Source organism: Paenibacillus sp. FSL L8-0436 (assembly GCF_038593025.1).
Classification (GTDB): domain Bacteria; phylum Bacillota; class Bacilli; order Paenibacillales; family Paenibacillaceae; genus Paenibacillus_AQ.
Genome location: NZ_CP151955.1, coordinates 2,629,241 through 2,654,538 on the forward strand (window position 1 = coordinate 2,629,241; position 25,298 = coordinate 2,654,538).

26 protein-coding genes and 1 tRNA gene are annotated in these 25,298 nt (G+C 51.4%); 21 read left to right on the plus strand and 6 right to left on the minus strand.

The features are described from left to right. Positions 1–40: 40 nt before the first annotated feature. Entirely contained in the window at positions 41–658 is a 618-nt protein-coding gene (locus tag NSS79_RS11860) for a LysE family transporter (protein WP_342439514.1), read from the minus strand. Beyond that, on the minus strand, positions 655–1,122 hold the full coding sequence (locus tag NSS79_RS11865; protein WP_342439515.1) for an Lrp/AsnC family transcriptional regulator: 468 nt from the start codon (positions 1,120–1,122) through the stop codon (positions 655–657). Before NSS79_RS11865 ends, NSS79_RS11860 begins: the two co-directional genes overlap by 4 nt. 205 nt (positions 1,123–1,327) lie before the next feature. Between NSS79_RS11865 and NSS79_RS11870 the strand changes: the two genes are divergently transcribed. Further along, positions 1,328–1,411 (plus strand) — tRNA-Leu (locus NSS79_RS11870). Positions 1,412–1,631: 220 nt separating this feature from the next. Here the strand turns inward: NSS79_RS11870 and NSS79_RS11875 are convergent. Beyond that, positions 1,632–2,327 carry a TetR/AcrR family transcriptional regulator gene (locus tag NSS79_RS11875; protein ID WP_342439516.1) on the minus strand — a complete coding sequence of 232 codons (696 nt, stop codon included), beginning with the start codon at positions 2,325–2,327 and terminating at the stop codon, positions 1,632–1,634. Between the two features lie 390 nt (positions 2,328–2,717). Here NSS79_RS11875 and NSS79_RS11880 point away from each other — a divergent pair, with 390 nt between their 5' ends. The 13 genes from NSS79_RS11880 to NSS79_RS11940 all read left to right on the plus strand — a co-directional run bounded on the left by NSS79_RS11880 (position 2,718) and on the right by NSS79_RS11940 (position 17,046). Continuing rightward, entirely contained in the window at positions 2,718–4,424 is a 1,707-nt protein-coding gene (locus tag NSS79_RS11880) for a CocE/NonD family hydrolase (protein ID WP_342439517.1), read from the plus strand. A 471-nt stretch (positions 4,425–4,895) separates the two neighbouring features. Then, entirely contained in the window at positions 4,896–5,495 is a 600-nt protein-coding gene (locus tag NSS79_RS11885; protein WP_342439518.1) for an RNA polymerase sigma factor, read from the plus strand. Then, complete coding sequence (locus NSS79_RS11890; protein ID WP_342439519.1) at positions 5,431–6,213, plus strand: hypothetical protein; 783 nt, start codon at positions 5,431–5,433, stop codon at positions 6,211–6,213. The genes NSS79_RS11885 and NSS79_RS11890 overlap by 65 nt, the downstream gene beginning before the upstream one ends. A gap of 59 nt (positions 6,214–6,272) precedes the next feature. Continuing rightward, the gene (locus tag NSS79_RS11895; protein WP_342439520.1) at positions 6,273–7,166 is read left to right on the plus strand and encodes an ABC transporter ATP-binding protein; all 894 of its coding nucleotides are present in this window, start codon (positions 6,273–6,275) and stop codon (positions 7,164–7,166) included. Between the two features lie 12 nt (positions 7,167–7,178). Further along, a complete protein-coding gene (locus NSS79_RS11900) occupies positions 7,179–8,417 on the plus strand; it encodes a hypothetical protein (RefSeq protein WP_342439521.1) in 1,239 nt (412 codons plus the stop codon). Positions 8,418–8,637: 220 nt separating this feature from the next. Beyond that, the gene (locus NSS79_RS11905; RefSeq protein WP_342439522.1) at positions 8,638–9,336 is read left to right on the plus strand and encodes an RNA polymerase sigma factor; all 699 of its coding nucleotides are present in this window, start codon (positions 8,638–8,640) and stop codon (positions 9,334–9,336) included. Continuing rightward, positions 9,266–9,556 (plus strand): hypothetical protein, encoded by a 291-nt coding sequence (locus NSS79_RS11910; protein ID WP_342439523.1) that lies wholly within the window; start codon positions 9,266–9,268, stop codon positions 9,554–9,556. The genes NSS79_RS11905 and NSS79_RS11910 overlap by 71 nt, the downstream gene beginning before the upstream one ends. Before the next feature lie 38 nt (positions 9,557–9,594). Beyond that, positions 9,595–10,470, plus strand: coding sequence for an ABC transporter ATP-binding protein (locus NSS79_RS11915; RefSeq protein ID WP_342439524.1), 876 nt, complete (start codon positions 9,595–9,597; stop codon positions 10,468–10,470). After that, positions 10,467–11,693, plus strand: a complete 1,227-nt coding sequence (locus NSS79_RS11920; protein WP_342439525.1) for an ABC transporter permease — start codon at positions 10,467–10,469, stop codon at positions 11,691–11,693. Before NSS79_RS11915 ends, NSS79_RS11920 begins: the two co-directional genes overlap by 4 nt. Then, positions 11,690–12,322 (plus strand): hypothetical protein, encoded by a 633-nt coding sequence (locus tag NSS79_RS11925; RefSeq protein ID WP_342439526.1) that lies wholly within the window; start codon positions 11,690–11,692, stop codon positions 12,320–12,322. The genes NSS79_RS11920 and NSS79_RS11925 overlap by 4 nt, the downstream gene beginning before the upstream one ends. A 493-nt stretch (positions 12,323–12,815) precedes the next feature. Next, entirely contained in the window at positions 12,816–16,283 is a 3,468-nt protein-coding gene (locus tag NSS79_RS11930; protein WP_342439527.1) for a PAS domain S-box protein, read from the plus strand. 94 nt (positions 16,284–16,377) lie between these two features. Then, positions 16,378–16,566 carry a hypothetical protein gene (locus NSS79_RS11935; protein ID WP_038589528.1) on the plus strand — a complete coding sequence of 63 codons (189 nt, stop codon included), beginning with the start codon at positions 16,378–16,380 and terminating at the stop codon, positions 16,564–16,566. 87 nt (positions 16,567–16,653) lie between these two features. Then, positions 16,654–17,046 (plus strand): NusG domain II-containing protein, encoded by a 393-nt coding sequence (locus NSS79_RS11940; RefSeq protein WP_342440352.1) that lies wholly within the window; start codon positions 16,654–16,656, stop codon positions 17,044–17,046. Here NSS79_RS11940 and NSS79_RS11945 read toward each other — a convergent pair. The 3 genes from NSS79_RS11945 to NSS79_RS11955 are packed head-to-tail and all read right to left on the minus strand — an operon-like array spanning position 17,039 to position 19,998. Continuing rightward, on the minus strand, positions 17,039–17,911 hold the full coding sequence (locus tag NSS79_RS11945) for a TIGR03943 family protein (protein ID WP_076112273.1): 873 nt from the start codon (positions 17,909–17,911) through the stop codon (positions 17,039–17,041). The two genes, NSS79_RS11940 and NSS79_RS11945, sit on opposite strands and share 8 nt — an antisense overlap. Positions 17,912–17,945: 34 nt before the next feature. After that, a complete protein-coding gene (locus NSS79_RS11950; RefSeq protein ID WP_038589533.1) occupies positions 17,946–18,935 on the minus strand; it encodes a permease in 990 nt (329 codons plus the stop codon). A 31-nt stretch (positions 18,936–18,966) separates the two neighbouring features. Beyond that, positions 18,967–19,998 (minus strand): CobW family GTP-binding protein, encoded by a 1,032-nt coding sequence (locus NSS79_RS11955; RefSeq protein ID WP_342439528.1) that lies wholly within the window; start codon positions 19,996–19,998, stop codon positions 18,967–18,969. Between the two features lie 199 nt (positions 19,999–20,197). Here NSS79_RS11955 and rpmG point away from each other — a divergent pair, with 199 nt between their 5' ends. The 7 genes from rpmG (at position 20,198) to NSS79_RS11990 (ending at position 25,298) form a co-directional block, all read left to right on the plus strand. After that, complete coding sequence (gene rpmG / locus NSS79_RS11960; RefSeq protein WP_038589539.1) at positions 20,198–20,347, plus strand: 50S ribosomal protein L33; 150 nt, start codon at positions 20,198–20,200, stop codon at positions 20,345–20,347. A 92-nt stretch (positions 20,348–20,439) separates the two neighbouring features. After that, positions 20,440–21,648, plus strand: a complete 1,209-nt coding sequence (locus NSS79_RS11965; protein ID WP_342439529.1) for a GTP-binding protein — start codon at positions 20,440–20,442, stop codon at positions 21,646–21,648. A 283-nt stretch (positions 21,649–21,931) separates the two neighbouring features. Next, on the plus strand, positions 21,932–22,639 hold the full coding sequence (locus NSS79_RS11970) for a metal ABC transporter ATP-binding protein (protein WP_342439530.1): 708 nt from the start codon (positions 21,932–21,934) through the stop codon (positions 22,637–22,639). Continuing rightward, positions 22,585–23,439, plus strand: coding sequence for a metal ABC transporter permease (locus NSS79_RS11975; protein WP_342440353.1), 855 nt, complete (start codon positions 22,585–22,587; stop codon positions 23,437–23,439). Before NSS79_RS11970 ends, NSS79_RS11975 begins: the two co-directional genes overlap by 55 nt. Positions 23,440–23,457: 18 nt before the next feature. Continuing rightward, positions 23,458–24,576 (plus strand): metal ABC transporter substrate-binding protein, encoded by a 1,119-nt coding sequence (locus NSS79_RS11980; RefSeq protein ID WP_342439531.1) that lies wholly within the window; start codon positions 23,458–23,460, stop codon positions 24,574–24,576. A gap of 53 nt (positions 24,577–24,629) precedes the next feature. Beyond that, positions 24,630–24,899 (plus strand): 30S ribosomal protein S14, encoded by a 270-nt coding sequence (rpsN, locus tag NSS79_RS11985; RefSeq protein ID WP_342439532.1) that lies wholly within the window; start codon positions 24,630–24,632, stop codon positions 24,897–24,899. Between the two features lie 153 nt (positions 24,900–25,052). Beyond that, positions 25,053–25,298: a hypothetical protein gene (locus NSS79_RS11990; protein WP_342439533.1), complete on the plus strand. Its 246-nt coding sequence runs from the start codon at positions 25,053–25,055 to the stop codon at positions 25,296–25,298.

Below are 25,298 nucleotides of genomic sequence, written 5' to 3' on the forward strand. Positions count from 1 at the left end.
AGATTCAATGGTTATGCCTATCATCAGTTTCAAGCCGGATTCACCCGCCTGCCCCCAATAAGGCCAAGCTGATGCCGTATAAGCTGAACAGAATCAGGCTGACCGATGAGATCAGGCTCAAAGATCGAATGAAGGCATCTGGCAGTTTGCCGCTGATCCAGCAGATAATAGCAGATAACAGCAGCCACCAGCAGCAGGAGCCGAGCGCAATTCCGGCCGGGAGGAACAGGGAAGACCCGACAGTATTTCCAAGTGAAGCTGCGAGCGCCATGAAGCTTAGAATGGTGGCCGGATTAGCCAAAGTCAGAAGAAAGGAGGAGAACATGCTGTAGGCTATTCCGCTGCGGACGGCTTCCGGTTTGGCACCGGATTTGCCCGGCCACAGAGCTTTTACTCCAAGAACCCCAAGGAAGAGGCTGCCGATGAGCCGGAGCGGCAGATCATAGGCAGAAGTGATCTCATTCACAATTCGGAAGCTGGTGACGGTAGCCAGAGCATACAGTACATCGGCAAGCGCAATTCCCGCACCGGTCGCCAGGCCCGCCCAGAAGCCATGCTTCAGTGTCCGGTTAATGCATAGCAGAGACATGGGACCGACAGGAGCGGCAATTATGAAACCGAAACCGAAGCCGCTGAAGAGGGCGGGCCAGCTGATCATGGTGCAGTGTCTTCAGGCGACAGCGGGACATTCGGTGTTTCTTTAACCGTTCCGAGGATGATCGTTGTGCGGGTCCGCACAATACCCGGCAGGCTTTTCAGCTCCTCGCTGATGATCCGGTCAAGATCGCGGGTTCCCCGGCAGCGGATCTTCAGAATGTAGTCGTCATCTCCGGCGGTATGATGGCATTCCTGAATTTCCGGCAGCTTCAGTACCAATTCCAGAAAAGCCTGCCGGTGCGTTGGCCGCTCCAGCGAAACCGCAATGAGTGCCCCCAACCCAAAACCGGCAGCTTCGCCATCAATTAGCGCCGTGTAGCCTTTGATTATCCCTTGCTCCTCCAGTCTCCGAACCCGGTCAGCAGCCGCAGGAGAAGAGAGGCCAAGCAGTCCGGCAAGCTCGGCCCAGGTCATTCTTCCATTCGCCATAAGCGCATTGATGATTTTATGATCCAAAGAATCCATGTTATCTAACCTTCCTTTATAAAGTTATAACTGTAATTTACTTTGAATACGTAAGTTAGTCAGTGATTAATCTTTCAGTGTGAAAATAGGAATTGTCCTGTCCAGACGAGTGATTAATACACTGCTTCGAAAATAAAACTTGCATTTTACATCAAAAGGGAGTATATTCTTAATTACGGTGATTAAATCGCTGTATATATAATATGCGGTCATGGCGGAATTGGCAGACGCGCTGGCTTCAGGTGCCAGTGATAGCAATATCGTGGAGGTTCGAGTCCTCTTGACCGCATCATAGTTTACACACCAAACCCTTCTTCGGAAGGGTTTTTTTATTTTGCGTTTTACTGGGTATGGTTGTGTCGTTCGATTAATGAAAATGGCTGTCAAGCGGGATGAATGAAAATGAAACAATTTGAGGAGCAAGTTCTCAAATTAGTGAGGGAAGCCTGACTGTTGGGTAATGTCACCATCTATTGGGAGGGATATTGTTCCGCCGTCTTAGTCAGATCTTACGTACCTTGGGGGTCACCTATTGACTCTTTCAAGCCTCCGTTCGGTTTATCTTGCTTGCAGCATAGTTGTGGGGGAGGAGTTTTATCGACCTGTGTCATCCGACTATACATGTCCATCCCTTCTCTTGTTAAATGAGGCAATATAAGGCTCCACAGGATGGAAATGATACTTTTCTGCTTTGGAAGAAAGTTTTGGAGAAGAATTATTTCCTGTGTCCCATACATATTGATCGATAATAAAGATATAGACAAATTTTCATATTGTCCGGCATATAATTCTTCTTTCATAATTCCATTATTAACAAATAGGGTAAATGTATCGGTAAAAAGTGTATAGAAATCATTAACAACCTTAATTTGCATATTAGCTATCTCAGGATACAGCTTAGGCAATTCTGTAAAACTGGAGAAATAAAAAAAATATTTTTCGCGGAATGCACTAAGGATTAAAAACTGCTGATTCAGCCCTTGGATAGAAACCTCTGCTGAGAAATTTAAGTTTTGATATTCTTCATACTGCCTCGCCATAACACCGATCATGAGGTCTTGTTTTTTTTTGAAATGGTATGTCAAATTACCAGGACTAATATTTAGCGCATCGGAAATATCCCTCAATGTTACATATGCATATCCATTTTTATTAAATAATTCAATTGAAGTCTCAAGGATCTTATCTCTTAAATTATTATCCATGCCTATCTCCTTTATAGCGTTTGTGATATGTACTTGAAATCAAAAGCATTATATCATAAATTGGCCCTTTAAGCCGAAATAAGTAGCTTGATTAAGGATATGGAAGGAATCCAGAGATGATTGCCGAGAATCCTCCGCTAAGAATGATTTTCTCGAAAAGGATCAGAGTTGAATTAGTGTACTCGCAGGAATACACTTGCTTTAGTACATGTGTACTAATATTTCTTTTATAAAAATGATAGAAGGAGTGAATCCAATTGCTGGAAGAAGGGGGGGTATCCATTGGTATGGAAATGCTGCACCTAAGGAAAAGAAGAAATGTATTCGGCATATACAACACAGCTTATTGATTGACTGGTTTCAAGAAAAACTATCAAATGGAGGCAAGCTATGAATCCTCTACCTATCGACACTAACGAAAGAAGTAATCACTTTTATGAGCTTACCTGGAAGGAAGTAAAGATTCCGATGAGAGATGGGAATTACCTCGCCGCAAATCTTTATCAGCCTAATGCAGACGGGGATTTTCCAGTAATCATGACGATGTGTCCGTATGGAAAGGATACGCATTTCTCACAATTTGCTCCTGCTAACCCGGCGGTTGCAATAGAATATACCCATTCGCAGGATAAAGGACCGTTACTTAGCTGGGAAACACCAAATCCTGAATATTGGGTGCCACAAGGGTATGCTGTATTGCGAGTAGATGAACGTGGTATCGGTAATTCTCCAGGGAAGCTTGATATATTATCAAGTGCTTTAAAGAAGGATTATTATGATGCAATCGAATGGGCTGGAACGCAAGCCTGGAGCAATGGACGGATAGGACTGCTGGGCATCTCCTACTTGGCAATGAGCCAATGGGCTGTGGCATCCGAACAACCTCCTCATTTAGCGTGCATCATACCTTGGGAAGGTACAGTAGATTATTATGCGGATTTCTGTTATCCGGGTGGAATTCAGGCAAACGGCTTTCTTTCATTCTGGTGGAAAAACGGAGTTTTGACACATCAATACAATCCCGGTGGAAGCCTCTCCGAGGAACAACTGCAGGACAATCGCATTGATTTCCCAGAGATGGTCAAAAACAATCCGTTACGTGATCAATCATGGACGAATCGGTTCTCTGATCTAAGCAAAGTAGAGGTGCCTTTATTATCCGCAAGCAACTGGTTTAGCGCCGGAATGCATACCCGGGGGAACTTTCTGGGATTTCAGAATGCAGCATCGGAGCACAAGTGGCTTGAAGTGCATATCGGCAGCCATGTTGGTGAATTTTATACCGCTCAGGGTCGTGAGCTGCAGAAAAAATTCCTCGATTATTGGCTCAAGGGAATCGATACCGGCATAACGAGGGAGCCGAAGGTGAAGCTTGCCATTCCCCGCGGAGGTAATAGCTACACATGGCGCTACGAGAATGAGTATCCGCTTAAGCGTACCCAATGGACTCGATTTTACCTTGATGCAAGCTCAAAGCTGCTTACAGTGGAACTTCCGCAAGCCAAGAGCCAGCTTTGCTATGATGGCGATAAGGAGCGCGAGTCCAGGCACTGGGCCGAGCCCTTTATGGTGAAAGCATTCTCGAGAGAGGAAAACAACTCCAAGCGTATTCTGTTTGAAACTGCTCCGTTCGAGAACGAAACAGAGATTCTGGGGCCTATCAAGCTCCGCTTGTGGGCATCGTCAACTACAGATGATATAGACATTTTTGTATCTTTGCGCAACATTGACCCTCTTGGCAATGAGGTAGTTAATTCAGGAGCACTAACGGACCAATTCCCCATTAGCCAAGGCTGGCTACGCGCTTCCTTACGTAAAACAAATGATCAAATATCGGCGGAATATAAGCCCTACTACAGCTTTGATGAGATCCAGAAGCTGATTCCCGGGGAAGTCTACCCCTTGGATATAGAGATATGGGATAGCGCGATTGTTGTAGCTAAAGGAAATCGGTTGCTCCTGGAAATTGGCAGCCAGAATCAGAGCGGCTGCGCACTGCTGACTCAGACGGCGGATGACAGGGTTTGGGAAGCAGACGTTACTCTATATACAGGGGATGAATTTGATTCTTATTTATTGCTGCCGATCATACCCTAACTGGATTTAACTCTTCCCTACCATTTCATGAGGTCGGGCAGGTTGTGGAATTTGGCAAAGCGCGATTTCATCCGGTAGCTGCTGCCCAGTTGTTCAAAGGTGAGCAGATCATCCTTTTTGCGTATTGTGAGACATCGAACTGTAGTGGGGGATTTTAGATGGTACACTCGGTTTATTGCGGTGAATTTGCAGATATACAAATGATCGGTTACATCACCTCACCTGATGTTCATGAAGTAAATTACCAATTTGGAGCATATAGAGACCAGAAATATATACTAACCTCAGTCCTTGAGCAATCTTGAGATGCAGTGAGCTTTCTAGCCGCTGCTTCTTTTTTTGCCTATCCGTTCCCCCGGTTCTTATATGATCAGGTTTGTGAATATTGAATAACGTCACAAGAATGACACAATATATGTTCATTTTTTCCGGCAGAAAAACAGTTATACCTATTAGAGAGGAGGGGACGAGGTGGATGAAAGGGAATGGATTCGGCGGATTCAGGAAGGGGAAACCGAATATCTGACACCGCTGATTGAGCGGCACTACGCTGGCATCCAGAAGTATTGCTGCTGGCGGGTACGGAACGCGGAAGAGGCGAAGGATTTAACTCAAGAGACCTTTTACCGCTTCTGCCGCCATATTGAGCGCTATACTGACGCCGGAAAATGCCGTGCGTACTTATACACTATCGCCCGCCATCTATGCAACGATCATTTAAGGAAGGGGCAGCCGCTATCCCTGGAGGACGAGGGGGATGCAGCAGACTGGAGGGCTGCACAGCAAAGCAGCTCTATAGAAGAACAGGTGGAAAGAGAGCAGCTGGTGCATGAACTGTTTGAGCTGCTGCCTGAGGCGCAGCGGGAACTGGTGTTTATGCGCTTTTGCCTGGATCTGACCTACCGTGACATTGCCCGCGTAACAGGAGTGAACGTGTGTATGGTGCAGTACCGGGTGAAGCGCGGGCTGTCTGTACTAAGAAGTCACTTGGAAAGGAGTGAACCCGTTGAACAAGAGATCAGAGCAAGCCATCGTCAACACCCTAAGGAACTACCCCACGCCCCCCATTGAACGGCAGCATCTTGAAGATACCGCCAGAGGGTCGGTGGAGGTGCTGCGCCAGCGACAAGCCGGGCGGAGAACGTCGTTCGGAGAGTTCTATCTGGCCCAGCTTCGCTTCATCAGCTGGAAGGTGTGGGCCGTGCAATTACTGATTGTCCTGGGAATGGTGCTGTTACTGCGAAACGCCCTTCAGGAAATGGGAGAGAGTGTGCAAATCGTCATGATGGTCTCTATATCTGCGCCTCTGCTGGTAATGGCTGGAATCCGTACTCTGACCCGTTCGCTTAGCTGTCATATGCTGGAGATAGAACTCAGCACCCGCCATCTCCTGGAGAAGCTGACGATGGTCCGCATGAGTCTGCTGGGGATGGCGGATTTGCTGGGTCTGACCCTGCTGGCTGCGATATTAAGTGTTTGGATACATAGTGATGTTGCAACCCTGCTGATCTATCTGCTGGTGCCTTTTAATTTAACTTGCCTCGGCTGCCTGTGGCTGCTCAATCGGGTTCGCACCCCAAGCTGCGGATATTACTGCCTGACCTTCGCCGGCGTGGTGGCCTTGGTACAGATGATCCTTGCCTTTACCCCCAACCTGTGGGTGTTTGAGCCAACAGCAATGGGAGTATGGCAGATGATGCTGCTGGTGACAACCGCAGGAATAGCGCTGCAGGTACGCGGTTTGCGCAAAACTTGCCGGAGTCTGGAGACCGCTTCCAGCCTGATGTGAATTTACCGCAGCGCAGGCCGCTTTGCTACAGGGAGCATTGAATAAGGAGGGTTCATAACGTGTTGGAACTGACTATAAATGAGCTAAGCAAGCGCTTTGCCGCGAAACAGGCGGTGAACGGCATTTCGGCCCGGCTGACCAGCGGTGTGTATGGTCTGCTTGGAGTTAACGGAGCAGGTAAAACAACACTGATGCGGATGATCTGCGGCATTCTCAGTCCGACCTCGGGGATGATCCAGATGAACGGTCAGGAGATTGGCCGCATGGGGGAACAATACCGCGATCTGCTGGGCTATATGCCTCAGGACTTCGGATATTATCCCGATTTCAGCGCGGAAGAGTTTCTGTGGTACGTCGGATCGTTGAAAGGGCTGACCCTGAAGGCTTCGAAGGGAAAAGCCCGTGAACTGCTGCACATGGTAGCTCTGGAGGAGGCGGCCCGCAAGAAAATCCGCACCTTTTCCGGGGGGATGAAGCAAAGGCTCGGCATCGCCCAGGCACTGCTGAATGATCCCCGCCTGCTGGTGCTGGATGAGCCAACGGCGGGACTGGATCCCAAGGAGCGGGTACGCTTCCGCAACCTTATTGCCGATCTGGCCCGCGATAAGATCATCCTCCTGTCGACACATATTGTGTCCGATGTGGAATATATCGCCGATCAGATTCTGGTGATGAAACAGGGTGTGCTGCTAATGAGGGGGACGGTAGAACAGCTGACAGCTACGATGGAGGGCAATGTCTGGTTATGCCATGTTCCGGCGAGGGAAGCGGAGGCGTGGAATGAACGGTACTGTGTGAGCAATCTGCGGCATGAGCGGGACCGGGTTGAGCTGCGTATTGTCTCTAAGGTCCAACCCGCAGCTCATGCAGTTTCGGTTCCACCGACGCTTGAAGACTTGTTTCTATACCATTTTCAAGATGAATCGGCTGCAGCGGCTGGCGAAGTCAAATAGGAGGTACAGTTTATGGATATTCTGACCCGGTTTGAGCTCAGAAAGATCATGAGACGGAAATCATTTTTTATAGGCATAACACTTGTAATCGTCGTGGCCTTATTAGGCGTATGGGCGCTCGTTTCGGGTGCGTACATAACGGACAAGGACGGCAATGATCTAAAAGGACTGGAAGCCATCCCGCTCCGAAAGGAATACAACCGCCAGCTTGCCGGACCGCTGACGATGGAGAAAATAGCGGCTGCAGTCAAGCATCATCAAAAAGTCATACATGATCCGAAAAACCTTAACGAGAAGGGGGAGCTCACAAATGAGGCTTATGTAACCTACAAAGAGCAGAGTTATCAGATTGATACGTTGATCCGGTTTGCTTTTTCCCATTCCCGTGAATACGATCATTATATTATCGACAGCATGACACCTAGTACTGCAAAGACCTTCTATCAGGAACGTCTCGATAAGGTGCAAGAGTACATAGACAGGGATTATACTCCCGGCAATGCTTCTGCCAAAGAGAATGCTTTTTTTATGCGGATGAATAAGTCCATTCCAGTCCCCTTCCAAATGGACTATGTAACCGGCTGGGAGAATGTGTTCGAGAACCTGCAGTTTATTTTATTGATCAGCGCGTTTGTGATTGCGATTTGGCTTGCTCCTGTCTTTGCCGGTGAATACCAGAGCGGGGCGGATGCGATAATCTTGTCCTCCCGTTATGGCCGCAATAAGGTCATTGCCGCCAAATTAAAAGCCGGGTTGATTGTCTCCCTTGGCTTGCTTGCTGCGGGATTAGGCACCTATACTCTCTTGATGCTTGGGATTTTTGGATTTGATGGGGGAAGCGCCAGCGTGCAGATGATCAAGCTTTTTGCCCCGGTTCCTTTCACGGTGTTTCAGACCTATTTGTGGGCAATTCTCATTGGCAGCCTGGCCTGTCTGATCGTGGGGGCGGTGACGCTCTGGCTGTCCAGCCGGATGAGCACCCCATTTCCCGTTATCATTGTCATTGTCATTTTGCTGATCGGCCCGCTGTTTTTTCCGGCTAGCAAGAGCAGCCGCTTGTACAATCATATAATGAACCTATTTCCTGGCAAAATGGTTGACGGCATTACGAGAGTAACCGAATACGAGGTGTATTCTGTGTTTGGACAGCTGATTCCCAGCTATAAGTTCGCTACAGGTTTTGCGGTCATCGTTATTGCCCTGCTCCTGCCCTTTACTTATCGCGCCTTCAAAAACCATCAGGTGGTTTGATAGGAAAAACTCAAGGTGCAGCTCTGAAGTCCCAAGCGGAAGTTGTCAAAAAAGTACGGATTCGCAGATTGCTGATGCAGCAGTTTGCGGACCCGTTTTGTTTTTTTTCGGAAGCACTGTAACTATTTCGGAGGCTTGGACGAATAAGTAGTAAAAGGCTGCGGGAGAGGAGGGGATTCGGACGAACGATATCCAGAGAGGAAACAGACAGCGCTCCATTATGGAGGATGAGGCTGCGGGTCACCCGGATGATGAAGCAGCCGTGCTGCTCCGGTTCCGGCAGGGAGAACGGGAGGCCTTTGAATGGCTGGTCCGTCAATACCGGCAGCCTGCGGTAGGGTTTGCCTATCATCTGACCGGGGATTATCATACCGCCGAGGATTTGGCACAGGACTCTTTTGCCTATCTGCTGGTGTATCCGGAGCGATTCGATGCCCGCGCGTCTTTTAAAACCTATCTGTTCACAATCCTCCGCAACAAAAGCATAGATTCCTTGCGGAAGCGGCAGCGGACCCTGCCGGTTGAAGCAGGGATGCGCAGACGTCCCGATTCCTCCTTTTCAGGGGATTACTCAGGAGATAACCTGCCTGAAGGAAACCGCATGCCGCCTCCCGGCAGGGATGATCCTGAGCAGATGGCGATTGTGCACGAGGAGGACCGGGAGTGGCAACGGCGGTTGCTTACGCTCAAGCCGGATTACCGGATGGCCGTGTATCTCGTTGATGTAGGTGAGATGTCTTATACAGAAGCGGCAGCTATTATGGGCCGTACAACGGTGAGCTTCAAGGTGCTGCTGCACCGGGCCCGCAAGAAGCTGAGGCAGATTTACGAAAAGGAGGAGTGGGATTGTGAAGCCAGCCGAAGAGGAACAAGCGTTTCTAGAGGAAGTGTACCGGAAAGCCCGTCTGCTGGAGTATGACAAACGTGAGGCTGAGAAGGTGCAGAGAAACAGCCGAAAGCTCGACAGGCAAAGAAATACTAAGCTGACGAGTATTGTGCTTACTGCGGTTTCTGTTTTTGTAATGATCAAGTTCGAAGTTATTGATGTAGTGTTACTTGTCTTGCTGTCACTCCTCCTGATCGGAATAGGACTGATGGTGGAGAACACGGAGTTTACCTGGGACCAGGAAAGCGATTAGTAGTAAGTAGTCAAAAGCATGTGAGGGAGAGGACCAGAATGGAACTTGTAATTGAACAACTTACCAAAACATACGGGAGTAAGCAGGCTTTAAACGGTGTCAGCTTCAAAGTAGGCGAAGGGATTCACGGACTGCTTGGTCCCAACGGGGCAGGCAAAACAACGCTGATGCGGCTGCTTGCAACTTTACTTACGCCGACGTCCGGCAAAGCAACGATCGGTGGAGTCCCGCTGACGGACAAAGCGCAGATCCGCCAGCTGGTCGGTTATCTGCCGCAGGAATTTGCATTTTATCCAGGGATGTCGGTGCTTGAAGCGATGGATTATCTCGCACTTTTGTCCGGGGTGAAGGGGCATTCGGAGCGGAAGCGGAGAATCGACGATTTGCTGGAGCAGGTGAACCTGACGGAGCAGCGCCGGACCAAGGTGAAAGCACTGTCCGGCGGAATGAAGCGCCGGCTCGGCGTGGCCCAGGCAATGGTGCATGAACCGAAGCTGCTGATTGTCGATGAGCCGACGGCAGGGCTCGATCCGGAAGAGCGGATCCGTTTTCGCCGGCTCCTCGGCCGATTCTCTGAGGGGAGAATCGTCCTGCTGTCCACCCACGTTGTCGAGGATGTGGAATCCACCTGTGAGCAAATGACCGTGCTGCATAAGGGAAGTCTGCGCTACCACGGCAGGATCGGCGACCTGACGGGGGCTGCCGCCGGACGCGTCTGGACGGTGGAGCTTGACCGGGCGCAGTGGGAGCGGGACCGCGACCGCTTGCCCGTGCTGTCCGCTGTGCCGGAAGGCACAGGAATGCGCATCCGTGTTCTCGCCGATCAGCCGCCTTATCCGGGAGCGCAGCAGGCCATACCGTCTATTGAGGATGCCTATCTTTACCTGATGCGCAAGGAGGAGTCGTTCGTATGATAGGGCTCATTGGTAAAGAGATTCGCATGATTCTGCGCAGTCTCGTCTTTTATGTATTTATACTAGTGGCCTGCTTCTTCTATTTCACCGAATATGCCGCAGAGCAGACCTGGAGCGAGCTTCGGCCTCCCGTTATGACTGAGCCGCAAAATGTGGGTCCCCCGGAACATCCTTATTACGGCTGGAAGCTGCCCGGGAACACCTCTGAACTTGCTACGCAAATGAGGAAAGAGATGGGCTGGGACCTGGATGCCGGTTCAACAACCAAGCTGAGAATCGGCTTTCCGCTCGAGAGCAAGCTGGATAAGCAAGAAAAAGCTGCCCTCACCGAAGCTGCTTCCAAGCTGGACATCATTCTTAAAGATTCGGACAAGTACACGATGGAAGACGTTTACAAGGTTGCCGATGATTTGAACGAGCAACTTGGCGGGAGCAGTATGTATAAAAGAGGGATGGATGAATTCGGCTTTGGTATCGATAACTACGAGGAAGCGGTGAAAGCGCAGGAACAAACGCTTGTACGCTACAACGAGGTTGTAGAAGCCGGAGAGCTGCTGCCCGGAGCCGCACGGTATTTCAGCGATTACCTCGCACTCCCGGCTGGTATCTTTCCGGTATTCCTTTCGGCCTTTCTGCTGCTCCGTGACCGTTCCAGCCGAATGAGCGAGCTGATATACAGCCGCCGGGTTTCGTCATGGACCTACGTCGGTTCAAAGTTTATCGCGCTTGGGATCATGCTCTCCCTGATTTATCTTGTGCTTGCAGTTGCCGGCGGCTGGCAGACCGTAAATGCCCTGGAACTGAAGGGACAGACGGCGGAGGCGATTTTCCTCTTCCTTGGATACACAGCTTGGTGGCTGCTGCCTACAGTCTGGGCTTCGATTGCCTTCGGAATGTTCGGCTCTATGCTGTTCCGCCGGGGGATTGTGCCGATCGCCCTGCAGGTCGTCTGGTGGTTTATTTCTGTGCTGCCGCTTATGGGCTCCTATGGACTATACAAGTTGATCATCCGCTTTAACACGCCAAGGGACGCAGATTTATATAAAGGCTGGGTGGATGAGATCGCGATTAACCGCAGCTTTTACATTCTGCTTGCGGTGCTGCTGGCAGCCGGAACCGCGCTGCTCTGGGAAAGAAACCGCAGCCGGACGGATTCCGGACGGGTACGGGGAAGCAAAACCTCTGCAAGAAAAGCCAAAACGGCCGCGGGAGAAGCCTCATGACAGGTCAATCACTCCGCGTGCTTGGTTGGTACAACCTCAAGCTGACCGCCCATTATTCGTGGCTGCTATCCATCGCCCTGCTGTGCAGCGTGCATTTCTTCATGGATCCTCAGCTCATGGAATGGGGAGATGTCGCCAAGCTGGGAGAACAATTGATCAGCTTCCTTGGCCTGATCGTGTACCCCCATCTGGCGATGCTGGAGGAAGGCGGAATCGGTGAGGTGCTCTACGCCAAGAAGGTGCGGCATCACCCTATCTTTCTGTTTCGCTGGCTGTCCGTTACTTTGTTTATTTTCTTGATCATTGCCGTTTTTTTCACCAGCCTGCATTTGCGCGGCGCGGTCTTTGACCTATGGCCGATGATCGGCGGAGTTGCCATTACCGCAATGGCGATCGGATCCGCAGGTATGACGGCCGCTCTATTGCTCAGCAACCTATCGGGCGGATACATTATCGGCTTTGCCTGGTATCTGCTCGACTTTATGACAAAGGGCCGTCTGACCGGACATTTTTTTCTGTTTGGGCTCGTGAATGGCGGATGGGATCCTGACAAATGGCTGCTCGCCGGACTGTCATGCGCACTTGCCGTGTTCTGTGCCTTCCTGCTTCCGGCCCGCAGACTGGACTGAAGGCAGCCCAGGCGGGCAGAGAGGCTAGCTCGGCAGCCTGTTTGAAATAGAACGAACTTAACTCTTCAGCATCTTCGCTTACCGGCGAGACTCCCTCACAACCTGAGATTGATAAAGCGAAGCAGAAAGTCCAGCACGCTGCACCCGCATGGACGGCGGGACCTGCACCGGAGCCGAAAAACTAAACAAACGGCATAACATATAACTGACCGCCTTGAAGTCATTGTAGTGACTGAGAGGCGGTTTTTTGCCGTGCAAAACTGCTGACATTGCGTCCCGATCTGCAAACTGCATCGAACGGGTTTCCCGCCCCATGTTCATTCCACTTGGGCAAAAAGCCCTTATTCGCATGACAATTCTCCAGTAAATTGGCTCATTCGTTTCCATTGTCTCTATGATAGACTTCATATTAGAAGCTAATTGACCGAAAAAAAGATATACTTACATTTACATTTAATTTCTGTCCGCCACTTTCACAGAGGAGGCTCTATCATTGTCCGACAATCTTTTTAAATATCTGTATTTGCGGTCTTCTACAGGATTTGCAGTCGTGTCCATGAAGGATGGGACGATACAGCTGGCCAACCCTGCACTGTGCAGTATGTTCGGGTATACGGAAGCGGAGTTTACGAACCTTCGGTATTTGGATATTTCCTGTACGGAAGAGAAAGACACAGCAGATGATGAGCAGGTTATAAACCTATTGCTGCAGAGCCCGGGTGCGGCTGTAGACAGTGAAAATCAATTTACTCGCAAGAATGGTGAAGTCTTCTGGGTGGCACTGCATTTGTTTCTGACTTTTGATGAAGCTGGTGGTACCCCTTTATATATGATTGCGGAAATGAAGGATATTACGGACCGCAAGCTGGCAGAGAAGAAGATACTGGAGGAGCATTATCTCTATAATCTGATTTCGCAGAATACACCGGATTTGATATCTCTCGCTGATCCTGAGGGTACGATCCATTATGTTTCGCCCTCCATTGAACGAGTGCTGGGATACTCCACCCATGAAATGATCGGTAAAAAAAGACCGGATTATTACCATGAGGAAGACGCATTGGAGATGACCGAGCAGGGACTGCTCTATTCGGACAACGATGTGTTTACCCGCAGGGTACGCCATAAAGACGGGCACTATCTTTGGATTGAAAGCTCTTTCCAGGTCATGCGCGACGATAAGGGTGAGGTCCAGCAGGTCTTGACGGTTGCCCGGGATATAACGGTCCGGAAGAAATACGAGGACATGCTGGCGAACGCCCAGTTTCTGGCCCGGATGGGCTCGTGGGAATGGGAGGCGTCCAGCCAGCAGTTGATTGCTTCCAAGGAAATGCGCTGTATCTTTGGGCATACTGATGATTGCAGCAATCATACCGTCTATGATCCGCTGCTCATCAAGGAATGTGTGGAGCCTGAAGATCTGCCCAGGGTTACGGAGGCGCTGCTTGATTCGGTGAAACATGGGACGAAAGGCGGAGCGGTCTTCGGAATTACGTCGGCCGACGGTACGAAGAAATTTATCGATGCCCATTGGGAAGTGGCTCAGGATGCCTCAGGTAACATAAGGTTGATTAGCGGAGTGGTTCAGGACATTACAGCTCATCGGGAAATGGAGCAGCAGCTTCGGGAAAGCGAACAGAACTACCGGCTCATTTCGGAAAATTCCCAGGATTTCATTTCCCGCAATGCAACCGATGAGAAAGCAACCTATCTGTATGCCTCTCCGGTCTGTCTGCAGATGTTCGGATATACACCTCAAGAGATGGTAGGCACCGGGGGAATGGATTATATTCATCCCGAGGATGCAGCCCGTGTTCAGGCCTATCTGCGCAGCAGCATGAAAGGGGAAAGGCTTGAGCCTATCGTCTTCCGGTTTCTGTGTAAAGACGGCTCTTACATCTGGACAGAAACGACCCTGCGCCACATTGGTACCGGTGCTGGAGGGGATACGGAGATTGTCGGCATCACCCGCGACATCTCGGAGCGGAAGCAATATGAGCTCAAGATGCTGGAGAGCGAAAACCGCTATAAGTCTTTGTTTGAATATAACCCTTCGGCTATCAGCGCGATGGATTTGCAGGGACGGATCCAATCGCTGAATGCCAGCCTGCAGCATTTGACGGGTTATTCCTGTGAAAGCCTGCTGTTGTCAAACTACTGCGATATCTTTGATCCGGAAGAGCTGGATTTTGTGGCAGAACGCTTTCTTGTTGCTGCAAGCGGTGTAGCTCAAACCTTTGAGAGCAGACTGCTTCACCGGGATGGGCATGTTGTCGAGGTCAGCATGATTTATGTGCCGATAATGGTAGACAGCCGGGTCGTGGGCGTATTTGCCATTACGAGCGATATTACGGAGCGCAAACGGCATCTGGAGCAGATTGAGAAGCTCAGCTATGAGCATGCGCTGATTCTGAATTCCGTCTCAGAAGGTATTTTTGGCATGAATCTTGAGGGTGCGACGGTATTTATCAATCCGGCGGCGTCCGCAATGCTTGGCTACGAAGCCGGGGAGCTGGCGGGTGAAATCAGGCTGCCTACGATCGAGCAGACGTGGCTCGACGGAGAGCCGTATCCTGGAGGGCGGAAGACTTTGCGGGAATGGCTGGAGGATCATCTCACCTATGATGAGAAAGAGGGCGTATTCTGGAGACAGGACGGTTCAAGCTTTCTCGTCAAATACAGGATGACCCCTTTGTTCGATAACGGTGTACGGAAGGGTGTTGTGGTTGTGTTCCGCGACATTACCGAAGAGAAGGCGATTGTACGGGCTAAGGAGTCTGCCGAGCAGGCGGACCGGGCCAAATCTGAATTTCTGGCCATTATGAGCCATGAGCTGCGCACACCCATGAACGGGATTATCGGCATGGCTGATTTGCTTGAAGGCACCGAGCTTGATGAAGAACAGCAGTATTATACACAGATTATTACCAAAAGCGGTGGGACGCTGCTGCATATTCTCAATGAGGTGCTCGATTTCAGCAAAATTGAGGCGGGTATGATGACGATTGAGCTGCAAGCTGTGGATCTCCGCCAGGTTGTATCGAACGTCACAGATATCTTTTATCCCCGTATCAAAGAGAAGGGGCTCTCGCTAAACTGCGAGCTGGATGACGCGCTGCCACCGCTGGTGTTAACGGATGAGACCAGACTGCGCCAGATTCTTGTTAACCTGGTCGGCAACGCGGTGAAATTCACCGAAGAAGGGGAAATCGGGATTCAAGTGAAGCTGGTGTCATCCAGAGATTCCGGCGAGTGTGTTCTTAAATTTACCGTGACGGATACTGGGATCGGCATTCCGCTGGACAGCCAAGGGCTGCTGTTCCAATCCTTCTCCCAATTGCATCCATCGATCAACCGCAAATATGGCGGAACAGGTCTGGGACTGGCCATCAGCAAAAAACTGGTGGAGCTGCTGGGTGGAGCGATAGGCGTGGAGAGCCGTGAAGATGAAGGCTCGGAGTTCTTTTTCACCCTCCATACCACTCTTCCAAGAGAATTGTCCTCTGCGGGCGGCGCTGCTGCGTTCCCTGCTACGGAACGGCGGGAGAACCGTAGCAAGTACAAAGGCTCCTCCAGCGGGGTGTACGGTCCGCTCTCGATTCTAGTTGCCGAGGATCATCCTGTGAACCTGAGATTGCTGCAGGCGTATCTCAAGAAGCGGGGATATGATTCCGATGTGGCATCCAACGGGGAAATGGCGGTCGAGGCCGTGCTCACCGGGCAGTATGATCTGGTATTTATGGACATTCAGATGCCGCTCATGGATGGGATTGAAGCGACAGCCAAAATCCGCGAGGAGCTCGGATTGTCCCCGGTCATTATCGCCACTACAGCTTTTGCCCGCAAAGAAGACAAGGAGATGTGCCTGAGGGCGGGCATGCAGGATTTCATCTCCAAGCCGATCCGGCCGGAGGAGCTGGACAGGGTGCTGAGGGAATGGTCGGCTTATTCCCGCAGATAGGCTGAAGCAGCCATACGGGAGTCAGGAATGATTGGCCTCAATTGAGGTTATTCTGAAAGAATGAAGGTTGAAAAGCAAGGAGGGAGGGCCGCTAGTGAGAGTGTTGTTGTATGTCCTGTTTGCGATCCTTTACCTGCTGACCACGTTCTTCGGCCTGGGTCCCGTACTGTTCGCTGACGGCTCTGCCAAGGAACGGATCCTTACGCTGATTGTCGTGTTGCTGATTTATACGGCGATCACCGTATGGATGCGCAGTCTGCTGAAACGGCTGGGCAAGCATTGACAAAATCTGCTACGCTGACTATATTTAGATTATTCGTAATTTTTACGTATAAATATAGCCAGCGAGAGGGTAACGCGATTGCAAAAGATGAAACGCGGCGATTTTGTCATTATTGTATTGGTTTTACTTGTAGCCGGCTCCATCTACGGAGTCAAATGGATGAATAACCGGAATGAGCATTATGCACAAGGGGCTTTGAAAGCTGTTATTACAGTGAACGGCAAAGAGTATAAAACTGTTTCATTGACCAAAGAAGAGCATATTATTGAGATGAAGACTAAGTTCGGCCACAATATACTAAAAGTCTATAATTATGGAATTCAGATGACTTATTCTGATGCGCCGCTGCCGATTGCCCTGGAGATGGGTTTTATTTCCAGACCGAGGCAGCAGATTATTTGCATTCCGGCCCGGCTGATGGTTGAAGTCGTTAACCCCGATAAATCCATTGATGATGATGAGCTGGACGCAGTTATTTAGCTGCCGGTAAACTTTGAATCTGCTCCCATGCGGCCACCGAGTCGGCATTGGTGTACACGTAAGGAGTGGAAGGCTGGGGAATCGCTGTAATGCTGTCTGGAGCAATCTGCATGATTTCCTTGCCGCCGTATTTCACAACCTGAAGCTTGCCCCGAACCTCAATCCAGGTATCGGCGGGCAGGCTTATTTGTGTTTGCGGATCAAGCAGGATTCCGAAAGGAGTGGCATCGGCAGTACAGCATTGGACGAGAAAACGGCTGACCGCATACGAACTTTTGCCTGCCACCGCCGGTTCGCGGTACAGGAAACCTGAGACGGTGATCTCTTTACCAGCAAATTGGCCTTTATACAGGTCGATTGCTCCGAACGTTTCGGAGAAAATTTCCGGATAGACCGTAATGACATCCTGTGCGTGAAGGTTGGCCGCAAGCTCCGCGAATTCCGCCTGATAAGGATTGGCAGCTGCGAATGACTCTTTTTCCCGCGGTTCCACCGTGGTATAGGATAAGGCGATTCCTTTTTTGGCTGCGGCCGCGCTGCCCAGAGCACGGTCGGGAAGCAGGAAGCCGAGCAGCAGCGGAAGCAGGAACAAGCCGTAAAGCGCGCTGCTTCTGAGCCCGGTGCGGGGCAGACGGTGCTCGCAGTCGCACAGGACACTGCTTTTGCCGAACAAGGCCTGAATCCCCAGGCTGAGTGCCATGAGTGCAAGGGGTATGGGACAGAGCTTAATCCAGCGCGCCAGCTTAGGGGCGACATAATAATGCAGCGCGTCCTGCTGGACCAGATGCCCAATGTAGAGAGCAAAGAGAAGCAGAATAACCGCCCTGAGCAGATAGTGGAACCGGATGCTGCCGGAATCGTTCATCTTGGCCCTCCTGAAATTTTTGTGAGAAATAGCGTCATAACCCTAATGAAACCAGCACTGATCCGATAAAGACGGCGGAGAAGATAAGGAAAAATAAGTAAAGCGCGAACTTCGTCTTGAACAGCGAGAGCAGCATCAGCGAATTTTTGAAATCCAGCATCGGTCCAAGCACCATGAATGCCAGCAGTGATCCCGCCGGGAAGGTGTGCAGAAAGGTGGAAGCGACAAAGGCATCGGAGGTTGAACATAAGGAAAGGACAAAGGCCAGCCCCATCATGAACAGATAGGATCCCAGCGGCTTCTCTCCAATAGCGGCCAGACTGCCCTGATTCATAAAGCTCTGAATGCCGGAGGTCAGCAGGCAGCCGATAATCAAATATTTGCCCATCTCAAAAAACTCGTCCGATGTATGCACGAAGACGGCAACCAGTTTGCCTCCGCGTGTGCCTTGTTCATGGCGTTCCCCGGTTTCACGCTGAATAGAAAGCCGCAGCGGCGACTTTTTCACCGTGATATAAATGATAAGGCCGATCAGTGCGGCAACGGCAAACGCAAGCCCCATACGGGCATAAGCGAGTCCGGGATGGGAGCGGAAGGCTGTCAGTGTCGCCCCATAAACGACGGGATTGACCACGGGTCCCGAGAGAATGAATACGACGGCAACATACAGCGGCATTCCCTTATGCATCAGGCGGCGGACCAGCGGGATCATGCCGCATTCGCATACGGGAAAGAGGATGCCGAGCAGGCAGCCGAACAGGATCGCCGGAACCGGTCTCCGCGGAATCCAGCGTGAGATGATCTCGTCCGGAACGAATACGCGGAGCAGGGAAGACAGCAGCGCACCCAGCAGCACAAACGGCAGGGCTTCCAGCAGAATGCCGATAAAAGCTGTTTTGAACGTATCCACATAGGCATTGTCCAGCAGCTCCGGGTGCTCCGGCAGCCACACGATGCCCGCAATAATCAGGAAGACGGCGGGAATGAGCAGCGGCAGTATTTTAAACGGAGAAAAGGTTGTCAAGGCATCTTAGGCTCCTTCCCGGCGTGCAGTATTAACCGAACAGTGCAGACCAGCGCTCCGTCAGCTGCTGTTCATCCAAATGCAACCCTATGAAGACGACATAAGGCAGTCCGGGATAACGCGATGGCTCCCAGCTTGCCCGGTTTCCGGCAAATTGCACCAGCTGGACTTCAGCCTGACCCCTCAGCCGTACATGTCCTTTGGCCCGCAGGAGGCTGCCGCCCCATTCGCGGAAGAAGCCCTCCAGCTGTTCCCTGTAGATTCCGCTTTCTTCCGCTTGCGGGAATGTCAGCGTCACAGCAGCCACCTGCGAATACGAGGATTCGGCTTCAAGCCCCGGTTCCTGGACTGCGGTTGCACCATGGGGCTGACCGGCGTTCATCCGCTTAAGCACGGACCCGTTGATGCTGCGGGAGCTGCGCTGGGCAGCTGCGGTACGGGATGTCCGGGCAGTGATGCCGGCCAGCAGCGGAGCCACGTTGATTTCACTGTAGTGGGTAAACACAATCTCGGATTCCGCATTATACTTGCGGACGGCCTTTTCGATTTTCCATAAGGTTTCCGGCTCTACAAGATCACTTTTATTGACGATAATCAGGTCGGCCCCGCTGATTTGCTTGTGCAGTGTCCGGACAAGCTGCTTGTCGGCAGAAAACCGGCTGTTGTACTCGAGCATGTTTTCGGCATCGAGAAGGGTGACCGTATAGTGCAGCGCCAGCCGCTCGCTGAACGAAGGCTCCAGCAGCGACTTTGCGATCTCTTCGGGATCGGCGACGCCGGTAAGCTCGATAAAGATCATATCCGGCCGCCGGGCGAGCAATGCATTCAGGCTTCCCGGCAGTTCGTCCTTGCGGCTGCAGCAGACACAGCCGTCCAGCAGCTTTTCCACACTTGTCCCCGTATGCTCCTGCAGAATATAGCCGTCAACATCGCGTTTGCCCAGCTCATTCATCACTACACCGGGATTCAGTCCCCGTGCCTTGCTCTCTTTCAGCAGAGTGAGCAGGAGGGTTGTCTTCCCGCTCCCCAGAAATCCGCTTAATATAATCACCGGTATCTTCATCGTCCACACTCCCGTTTGAATCTTGCAATTGCAAGAATCATATTTTCATATTTCCATTTATACGTAATTTGATCTAAGGAAAGACCACATATTTGAGAGAGTATAAATTTTCTGCATGCCCTTGTTGACAGCAGGGGACTCAAACATGTAGAATGTGTAAATCGTAAATATTACGATTAAATAAAAGGAGATGAACGCTGTGAGAGTAATTGTGACTTTGGCCTGCACAGAAACCGGCGACCGCAACTATACCACTACCAAGAACAAGAAAACTCAGCCGGGACGGATCGAAATGAAGAAATATTGTCCGCGTCTGAAACGGGTTACGCTGCACCGGGAGACACGCTAAGTTATGCAGTCTGGAATCAGAAGCCGCCTTGCGCTGCACATAACTTTTCATCTGTCATCCCTATCCCATCTTAAAGTCTAAGGAGTAAATCTATGAATAAAATTCCTGTTACCGTGCTCAGCGGATATCTGGGCTCCGGTAAAACCACATTGCTCAATCACATTCTGCACAACAGAGACGGCCTGAAGGTCGCTGTTATTGTCAATGACATGAGTGAGGTCAACGTCGATGCTAGTCTGGTGAAATCCGGCAACACTCTCTCCCGGACCGAGGAAAAGCTGGTGGAAATGTCCAATGGGTGCATCTGCTGTACACTCCGCGACGACCTGCTGCGTGAAGTGAGCAATCTGGCCGCGGAAGGCCGGTTTGATTATATCCTGATCGAATCCTCCGGGATCAGCGAGCCGGTTCCGGTCGCGCAGACCTTTACGTATGCTAATCCTGATCTGGATATTGACCTGACGGAGCTCGCCAGACTGGACACGATGGTCACCGTTGTGGATGCCAACCGTTTCTGGCATGATTTCGCTTCCGGAGACAGTCTGATCGACCGTAATATGACGGCGGGCGAAGGGGATTTCCGCGATATTGTAGATCTGCTTATTGATCAGATTGAGACCTGCGATGTATTGCTGCTCAATAAATGCGATCTCGTTGAAGAGCAGGAGCTGAACAAGCTTGAGGCTGTGCTGCGCAGACTTCAGCCGGGTGCCAAGATCATCCGTACGGTCAACGGTGTCGTTGATCCCAAGGAGATTCTCAATACGCATTTGTTTGATTTTGAGAAGACAAGTATGTCCTCCGGCTGGATTGCGGAGCTGAATAAGGAGGAGCATACACCGGAGACCGAAGAATATGGCATTGGCTCCTTCGTCTACCGGTGCAGAACACCTTTCCACCCGCAGAGATTAAGCTTCTTCTTCAGCAATTGGCCGGAAGAAGTTGTGCGGGCGAAGGGGCTGGTCTGGCTGGCCGCGAAGGGCGATCTCGCCGCGAGCTTAAGCCAGGCCGGGCCTTCGATCCAATTTGGTCCGGCCGGTTACTGGCTGGCGACTCTGCCGAAGGAGCAGCAGCTTGAAGTGCTGGCGGTCGAGCCTGACGTGAAGGCCAGATGGGACGAGCAGTGGGGCGACCGGATGAATGAGGTTGTGTTCATCGGAGTGGCCATGGACCGTGCGGCGATTGAAGCCAGACTGGACCGCTGTCTGTTGACCGGAGAAGAACTGCAGCAGGACTGGAGCCAGTTCAATAATCCGCTTCCTTGGCCTGCCGAGGAGCTGCTGGCAGCCGCTCAGGAGTAGCGGCGGTAAGCGAGCACAAGTAGAGAGCGGATCTCATAGAGGGTGCCTCCAGCGAGTTAGCATTTAGAAGGACCTGTTTCCACGTGTGAGTGGAGAATGGGTCCTTTTTTATTCATTTAGATTTTATATTGTTTGTTGCACATCGTTGTAGTTAATCTTAATAATTACGATTAATTTGCCGTAATGGGTTTACAAATCGTAATCATTACGATAATATGTTTGGAGTCAATACGTAATGTTTACGATTAATCCAAAGCGGATTAGGAAAGAAAGGATATGTGCCATGATTTTATCATCCATGCGGGATGTGGTGTTTGGTTACGGGAACGAGCCTGTGATTGACTCCCTGTCGCTTGATATTGAAGCCGGGCAGTTCATCGGGATTACCGGCCCGAACGGTGCGGCAAAGACCACGCTGCTGAAGCTGTTGCTGGGGCTGCTGCGTCCGTGGAGCGGAACAGTCACACTGAACCGGGAGATCACGGGAGGAGGCAAGCTTGCTGTCGGCTATGTTCCGCAGCAGGTGGCTTCCTTCAATGCCGGATTTCCCAGCAAGGTTATTGAACTGGTCCGTTCCGGCTGCTACACCCGACTTGGCTTGTTCGGCAGGTTCACGAAAAGTGAGGAGGAAATTGTCGAGCGCAGCCTGAGACAGGTGGAGATGTGGGACTACCGCGACCGCCGGATCGGGGAATTGTCCGGCGGGCAGAAGCAGCGGGTCTGCATCGCCCGTGCGCTCGCAGGACAGCCTCAGGTACTGGTGCTGGACGAACCGGCCACAGGCATGGACATCGCCAGCCGTACCGGCTTCTACAAGCTGATGCGACATTATGTCAGCCAGCACGGGCGCACCGTCATTATGGTCACGCACGGCCTGGAGGAGACAAGCGCTTATCTAGATACAGTGATCAGCCTGGAACGGAAGGAACAGGAGGGCTGGCAATGTTTGGTTACGAATTCATGCAGCGTGCATTTTGGGCCGGGGGCCTGATCGGGATCATCGGGCCGCTGCTCGGCGTATATCTGATGCTCCGCCGTCAGGTGCTGATGGCCGATACCCTCTCCCATGTGTCGCTCGCGGGTGTGGCGCTGGGCTCAGTGCTACAGCTGAATCCCGCACTCAGCGGCTTCGCGGTAGCTGTCATCGGCGGTATCGTCATCGAGCAGCTACGCCGTTCTTACCGTACATACAGCGAGCTACCGGTTGCCATTATTATGACCTCGGGGTTAGCGCTGGCAGTTGTGCTGATGAGCCTGCAGCAGAATCTGAGCAAGAGCTTCAGCTCGTATCTGTTCGGCTCTATCGTAGCTGTGAGTGATACGCAGCTTAGACTGATTGCTATCGTCACAGCGGCAGGCCTGCTGTACTTCGTCCTGCTGCGGCGGCCGCTCTACAGCCTGACCTTTGATGAAGAAACGGCCAGCATCGGCGGCGTGCATACGGGCCTGTTATCCTTTTCGTTCGCTGTGCTCACCGGGATGACCGTTGCGGCAGCAATGCCGGTGGTAGGGGTATTGCTGGTGTCCGCACTTATTGTGCTGCCAGCCTCGCTTGCGCTGCGTATCGCTTCCGGCTTCACCGCCGCGGTTCTGATTTCCATCGGCGTGGGCCTCACCGGTGTTTTTAGCGGCCTGGCAACATCCTATTATATCAATACGCCTCCCGGAGGCACGATTGCCCTCATTCTGCTGTTGTTCCTGCTGACCGCCATCGCAGTGCAGAAGCTGAGCAGGCGGCGGAACCGCCGTAACACACATAAATCCTTAAGCAAATTCCATAAACCCATATAAGAACAGGAGTTAACATTTATGAAGTCTAAATTCAATTTCCGCCATCTTGCCGTCTTGTCCCTATCAACCCTGCTGATTGCCGCCGGTTGCGGCAAAAACAATAGCGCAGATTCTGCCGCTACTGCTGCTACTGCTTCAAATGCGCCAGCAGCCGAGACAACTGCCGTTCCGGCAGCAGACAAGCTGGACATTAAGGTCAGCTTCTACCCGATGTATGAATTCACCAAGAATGTTGCAGGTGAGCTTGCCGATGTCGAAGTCTTGGTTCCGGCCGGCATGGAGCCGCATGACTGGGAGCCGACGGCACAGGATATGGCCAAGATTACAGATGCCGATGTGCTCGTCTATAACGGAGCCGGCATGGAGGGCTGGGTTGAGCAAGTGCTGGACAGTGCTTCGGGCAGCAAAATGGTCACCGTGGAAGCCAGTAAAGGGCTTGAAATTAGGGAAGGCTCAGAGGAAGAAGCGGATGCTCACAGTCACGAACATGAGGAAGCCGGACATGCCGGGGAAGCCCACGATCACGAACATGGAGAAGCCGGACATGCTGAAGAAGCTCATGATCACGAAGAAGGTGAACATGCGGAGGAAGGCCATGCTCATAATCATGGCGGTCTGGACCCCCATGTCTGGCTAGCTCCTGAACTTGCAATCCAGGAAGTGCGTACTATCGAAGCCGCGTTGTCCGCTGCTTCCCCAGCGAACTCAGCTGCCTTCAAAGCCAACGCCGAGGCCTATATTGCCAAACTGGAGGCGCTGCACCAAGAGTTTCAGGATGGACTCAAGGATACAAAACGCAAAGATTTTATTACTCAGCATGCCGCCTTTGGCTATTTGGCTGAGGCATACGGCCTGACACAGGTGCCGATTGCCGGCCTCTCTCCGGAACAGGAGCCATCCGCTGCCCAAATGGCCGGAATTGTTGAATTCGCCAAGGCCCATGACGTAAAAACGATCTTTTTCGAGACGCTGGTATCCTCCAGTGTTGCTGACACAATTGCCCAGGAAATTGGTGCCAAGGCCGCTGTCTTGAATCCGATCGAAGGACTGACGGATGAGGACCGCAGCAATAACCTTGATTATATCGGTATCATGCGCCAGAACCTGGAAGCGCTGAAGACGGCACTTAACGAATAGAGCAGAATTCATCATTGGCAACTCATTCAAACAACGGAAGGCGGATAAACAATATGGCCAAGAAATCAAAAGTAGTCAAAGAATTAAAACGGCAGGAATTGGTGGCTAAATACGCAGATCGACGGAGAGAGCTGAAGGCCAAAGGAGACTATATGGCCCTGCAGAAGCTGCCGCGTGATTCCTCCGCTACCCGGCAAAAGAACAGATGCGCTGTTTCCGGCAGACCCAGAGGGTATTTAAGCAAATTTAAAATTTCCCGGATCGTCTTCCGGGATCTGGCGCTGAAGGGTCAAATCCCCGGCATAACCAAGTCCAGCTGGTAAAATCAGGTGTTGTGTTTCAGCTTTGAAGGAACGGCTAATTCTCGACTTTACAGGGGATTGGCCGTTTTGCTGTGTTCATTATCTTTGCCTGGGTTTGAGGAGTGGATTATTATAGAAGAAAAGCAGGATTGATTCCAGAAGGAGGGATTCAGCATGAGCTTCTTTCCCGGAGGAAGAGCGGATCAGCAGAAAGGACGAAATATGGGGAGCGTTGTTCTCCAAAAGCCATCCCTGCCCTTGGGCCTCAAGGCTGCCCAAACGGTACGGCTGGGGCGTGCACTTAATGCCGAGGGCAAAATCTCCCTGTATGCCAAGGAATCACCTGAATATGATCACTTTACGTCACATGAGGATGCAGGCGTAAAGCTGCTGAATGCAATGCGCAGCAAACGCAGCTGA

Bases quoted from the DNA above. Each gene is read 5' to 3' on its own strand.
- NSS79_RS11945 (WP_076112273.1), bottom strand. From the start codon at position 17,911: ATGAACGATTCCGGCAGCATCCGGTTCCACTATCTGCTCAGGGCGGTT.
- NSS79_RS11920 (WP_342439525.1), top strand. From the start codon at position 10,467: ATGATAGGGCTCATTGGTAAAGAGATTCGCATGATTCTGCGCAGTCTC.
- NSS79_RS11925 (WP_342439526.1), top strand. From the start codon at position 11,690: ATGACAGGTCAATCACTCCGCGTGCTTGGTTGGTACAACCTCAAGCTG.
- NSS79_RS11990 (WP_342439533.1), top strand. From the start codon at position 25,053: ATGAGCTTCTTTCCCGGAGGAAGAGCGGATCAGCAGAAAGGACGAAAT.
- NSS79_RS11980 (WP_342439531.1), top strand. From the start codon at position 23,458: ATGAAGTCTAAATTCAATTTCCGCCATCTTGCCGTCTTGTCCCTATCA.
- NSS79_RS11970 (WP_342439530.1), top strand. From the start codon at position 21,932: ATGATTTTATCATCCATGCGGGATGTGGTGTTTGGTTACGGGAACGAG.
- NSS79_RS11875 (WP_342439516.1), bottom strand. From the start codon at position 2,327: ATGGATAATAATTTAAGAGATAAGATCCTTGAGACTTCAATTGAATTA.
- NSS79_RS11905 (WP_342439522.1), top strand. From the start codon at position 8,638: ATGGAGGATGAGGCTGCGGGTCACCCGGATGATGAAGCAGCCGTGCTG.
- NSS79_RS11955 (WP_342439528.1), bottom strand. From the start codon at position 19,998: ATGAAGATACCGGTGATTATATTAAGCGGATTTCTGGGGAGCGGGAAG.
- NSS79_RS11860 (WP_342439514.1), bottom strand. From the start codon at position 658: ATGATCAGCTGGCCCGCCCTCTTCAGCGGCTTCGGTTTCGGTTTCATA.
- rpsN (WP_342439532.1), top strand. From the start codon at position 24,630: ATGGCCAAGAAATCAAAAGTAGTCAAAGAATTAAAACGGCAGGAATTG.
- NSS79_RS11915 (WP_342439524.1), top strand. From the start codon at position 9,595: ATGGAACTTGTAATTGAACAACTTACCAAAACATACGGGAGTAAGCAG.
- NSS79_RS11880 (WP_342439517.1), top strand. From the start codon at position 2,718: ATGAATCCTCTACCTATCGACACTAACGAAAGAAGTAATCACTTTTAT.
- NSS79_RS11965 (WP_342439529.1), top strand. From the start codon at position 20,440: ATGAATAAAATTCCTGTTACCGTGCTCAGCGGATATCTGGGCTCCGGT.
- NSS79_RS11940 (WP_342440352.1), top strand. From the start codon at position 16,654: ATGAAACGCGGCGATTTTGTCATTATTGTATTGGTTTTACTTGTAGCC.
- NSS79_RS11900 (WP_342439521.1), top strand. From the start codon at position 7,179: ATGGATATTCTGACCCGGTTTGAGCTCAGAAAGATCATGAGACGGAAA.
- NSS79_RS11865 (WP_342439515.1), bottom strand. From the start codon at position 1,122: ATGGATTCTTTGGATCATAAAATCATCAATGCGCTTATGGCGAATGGA.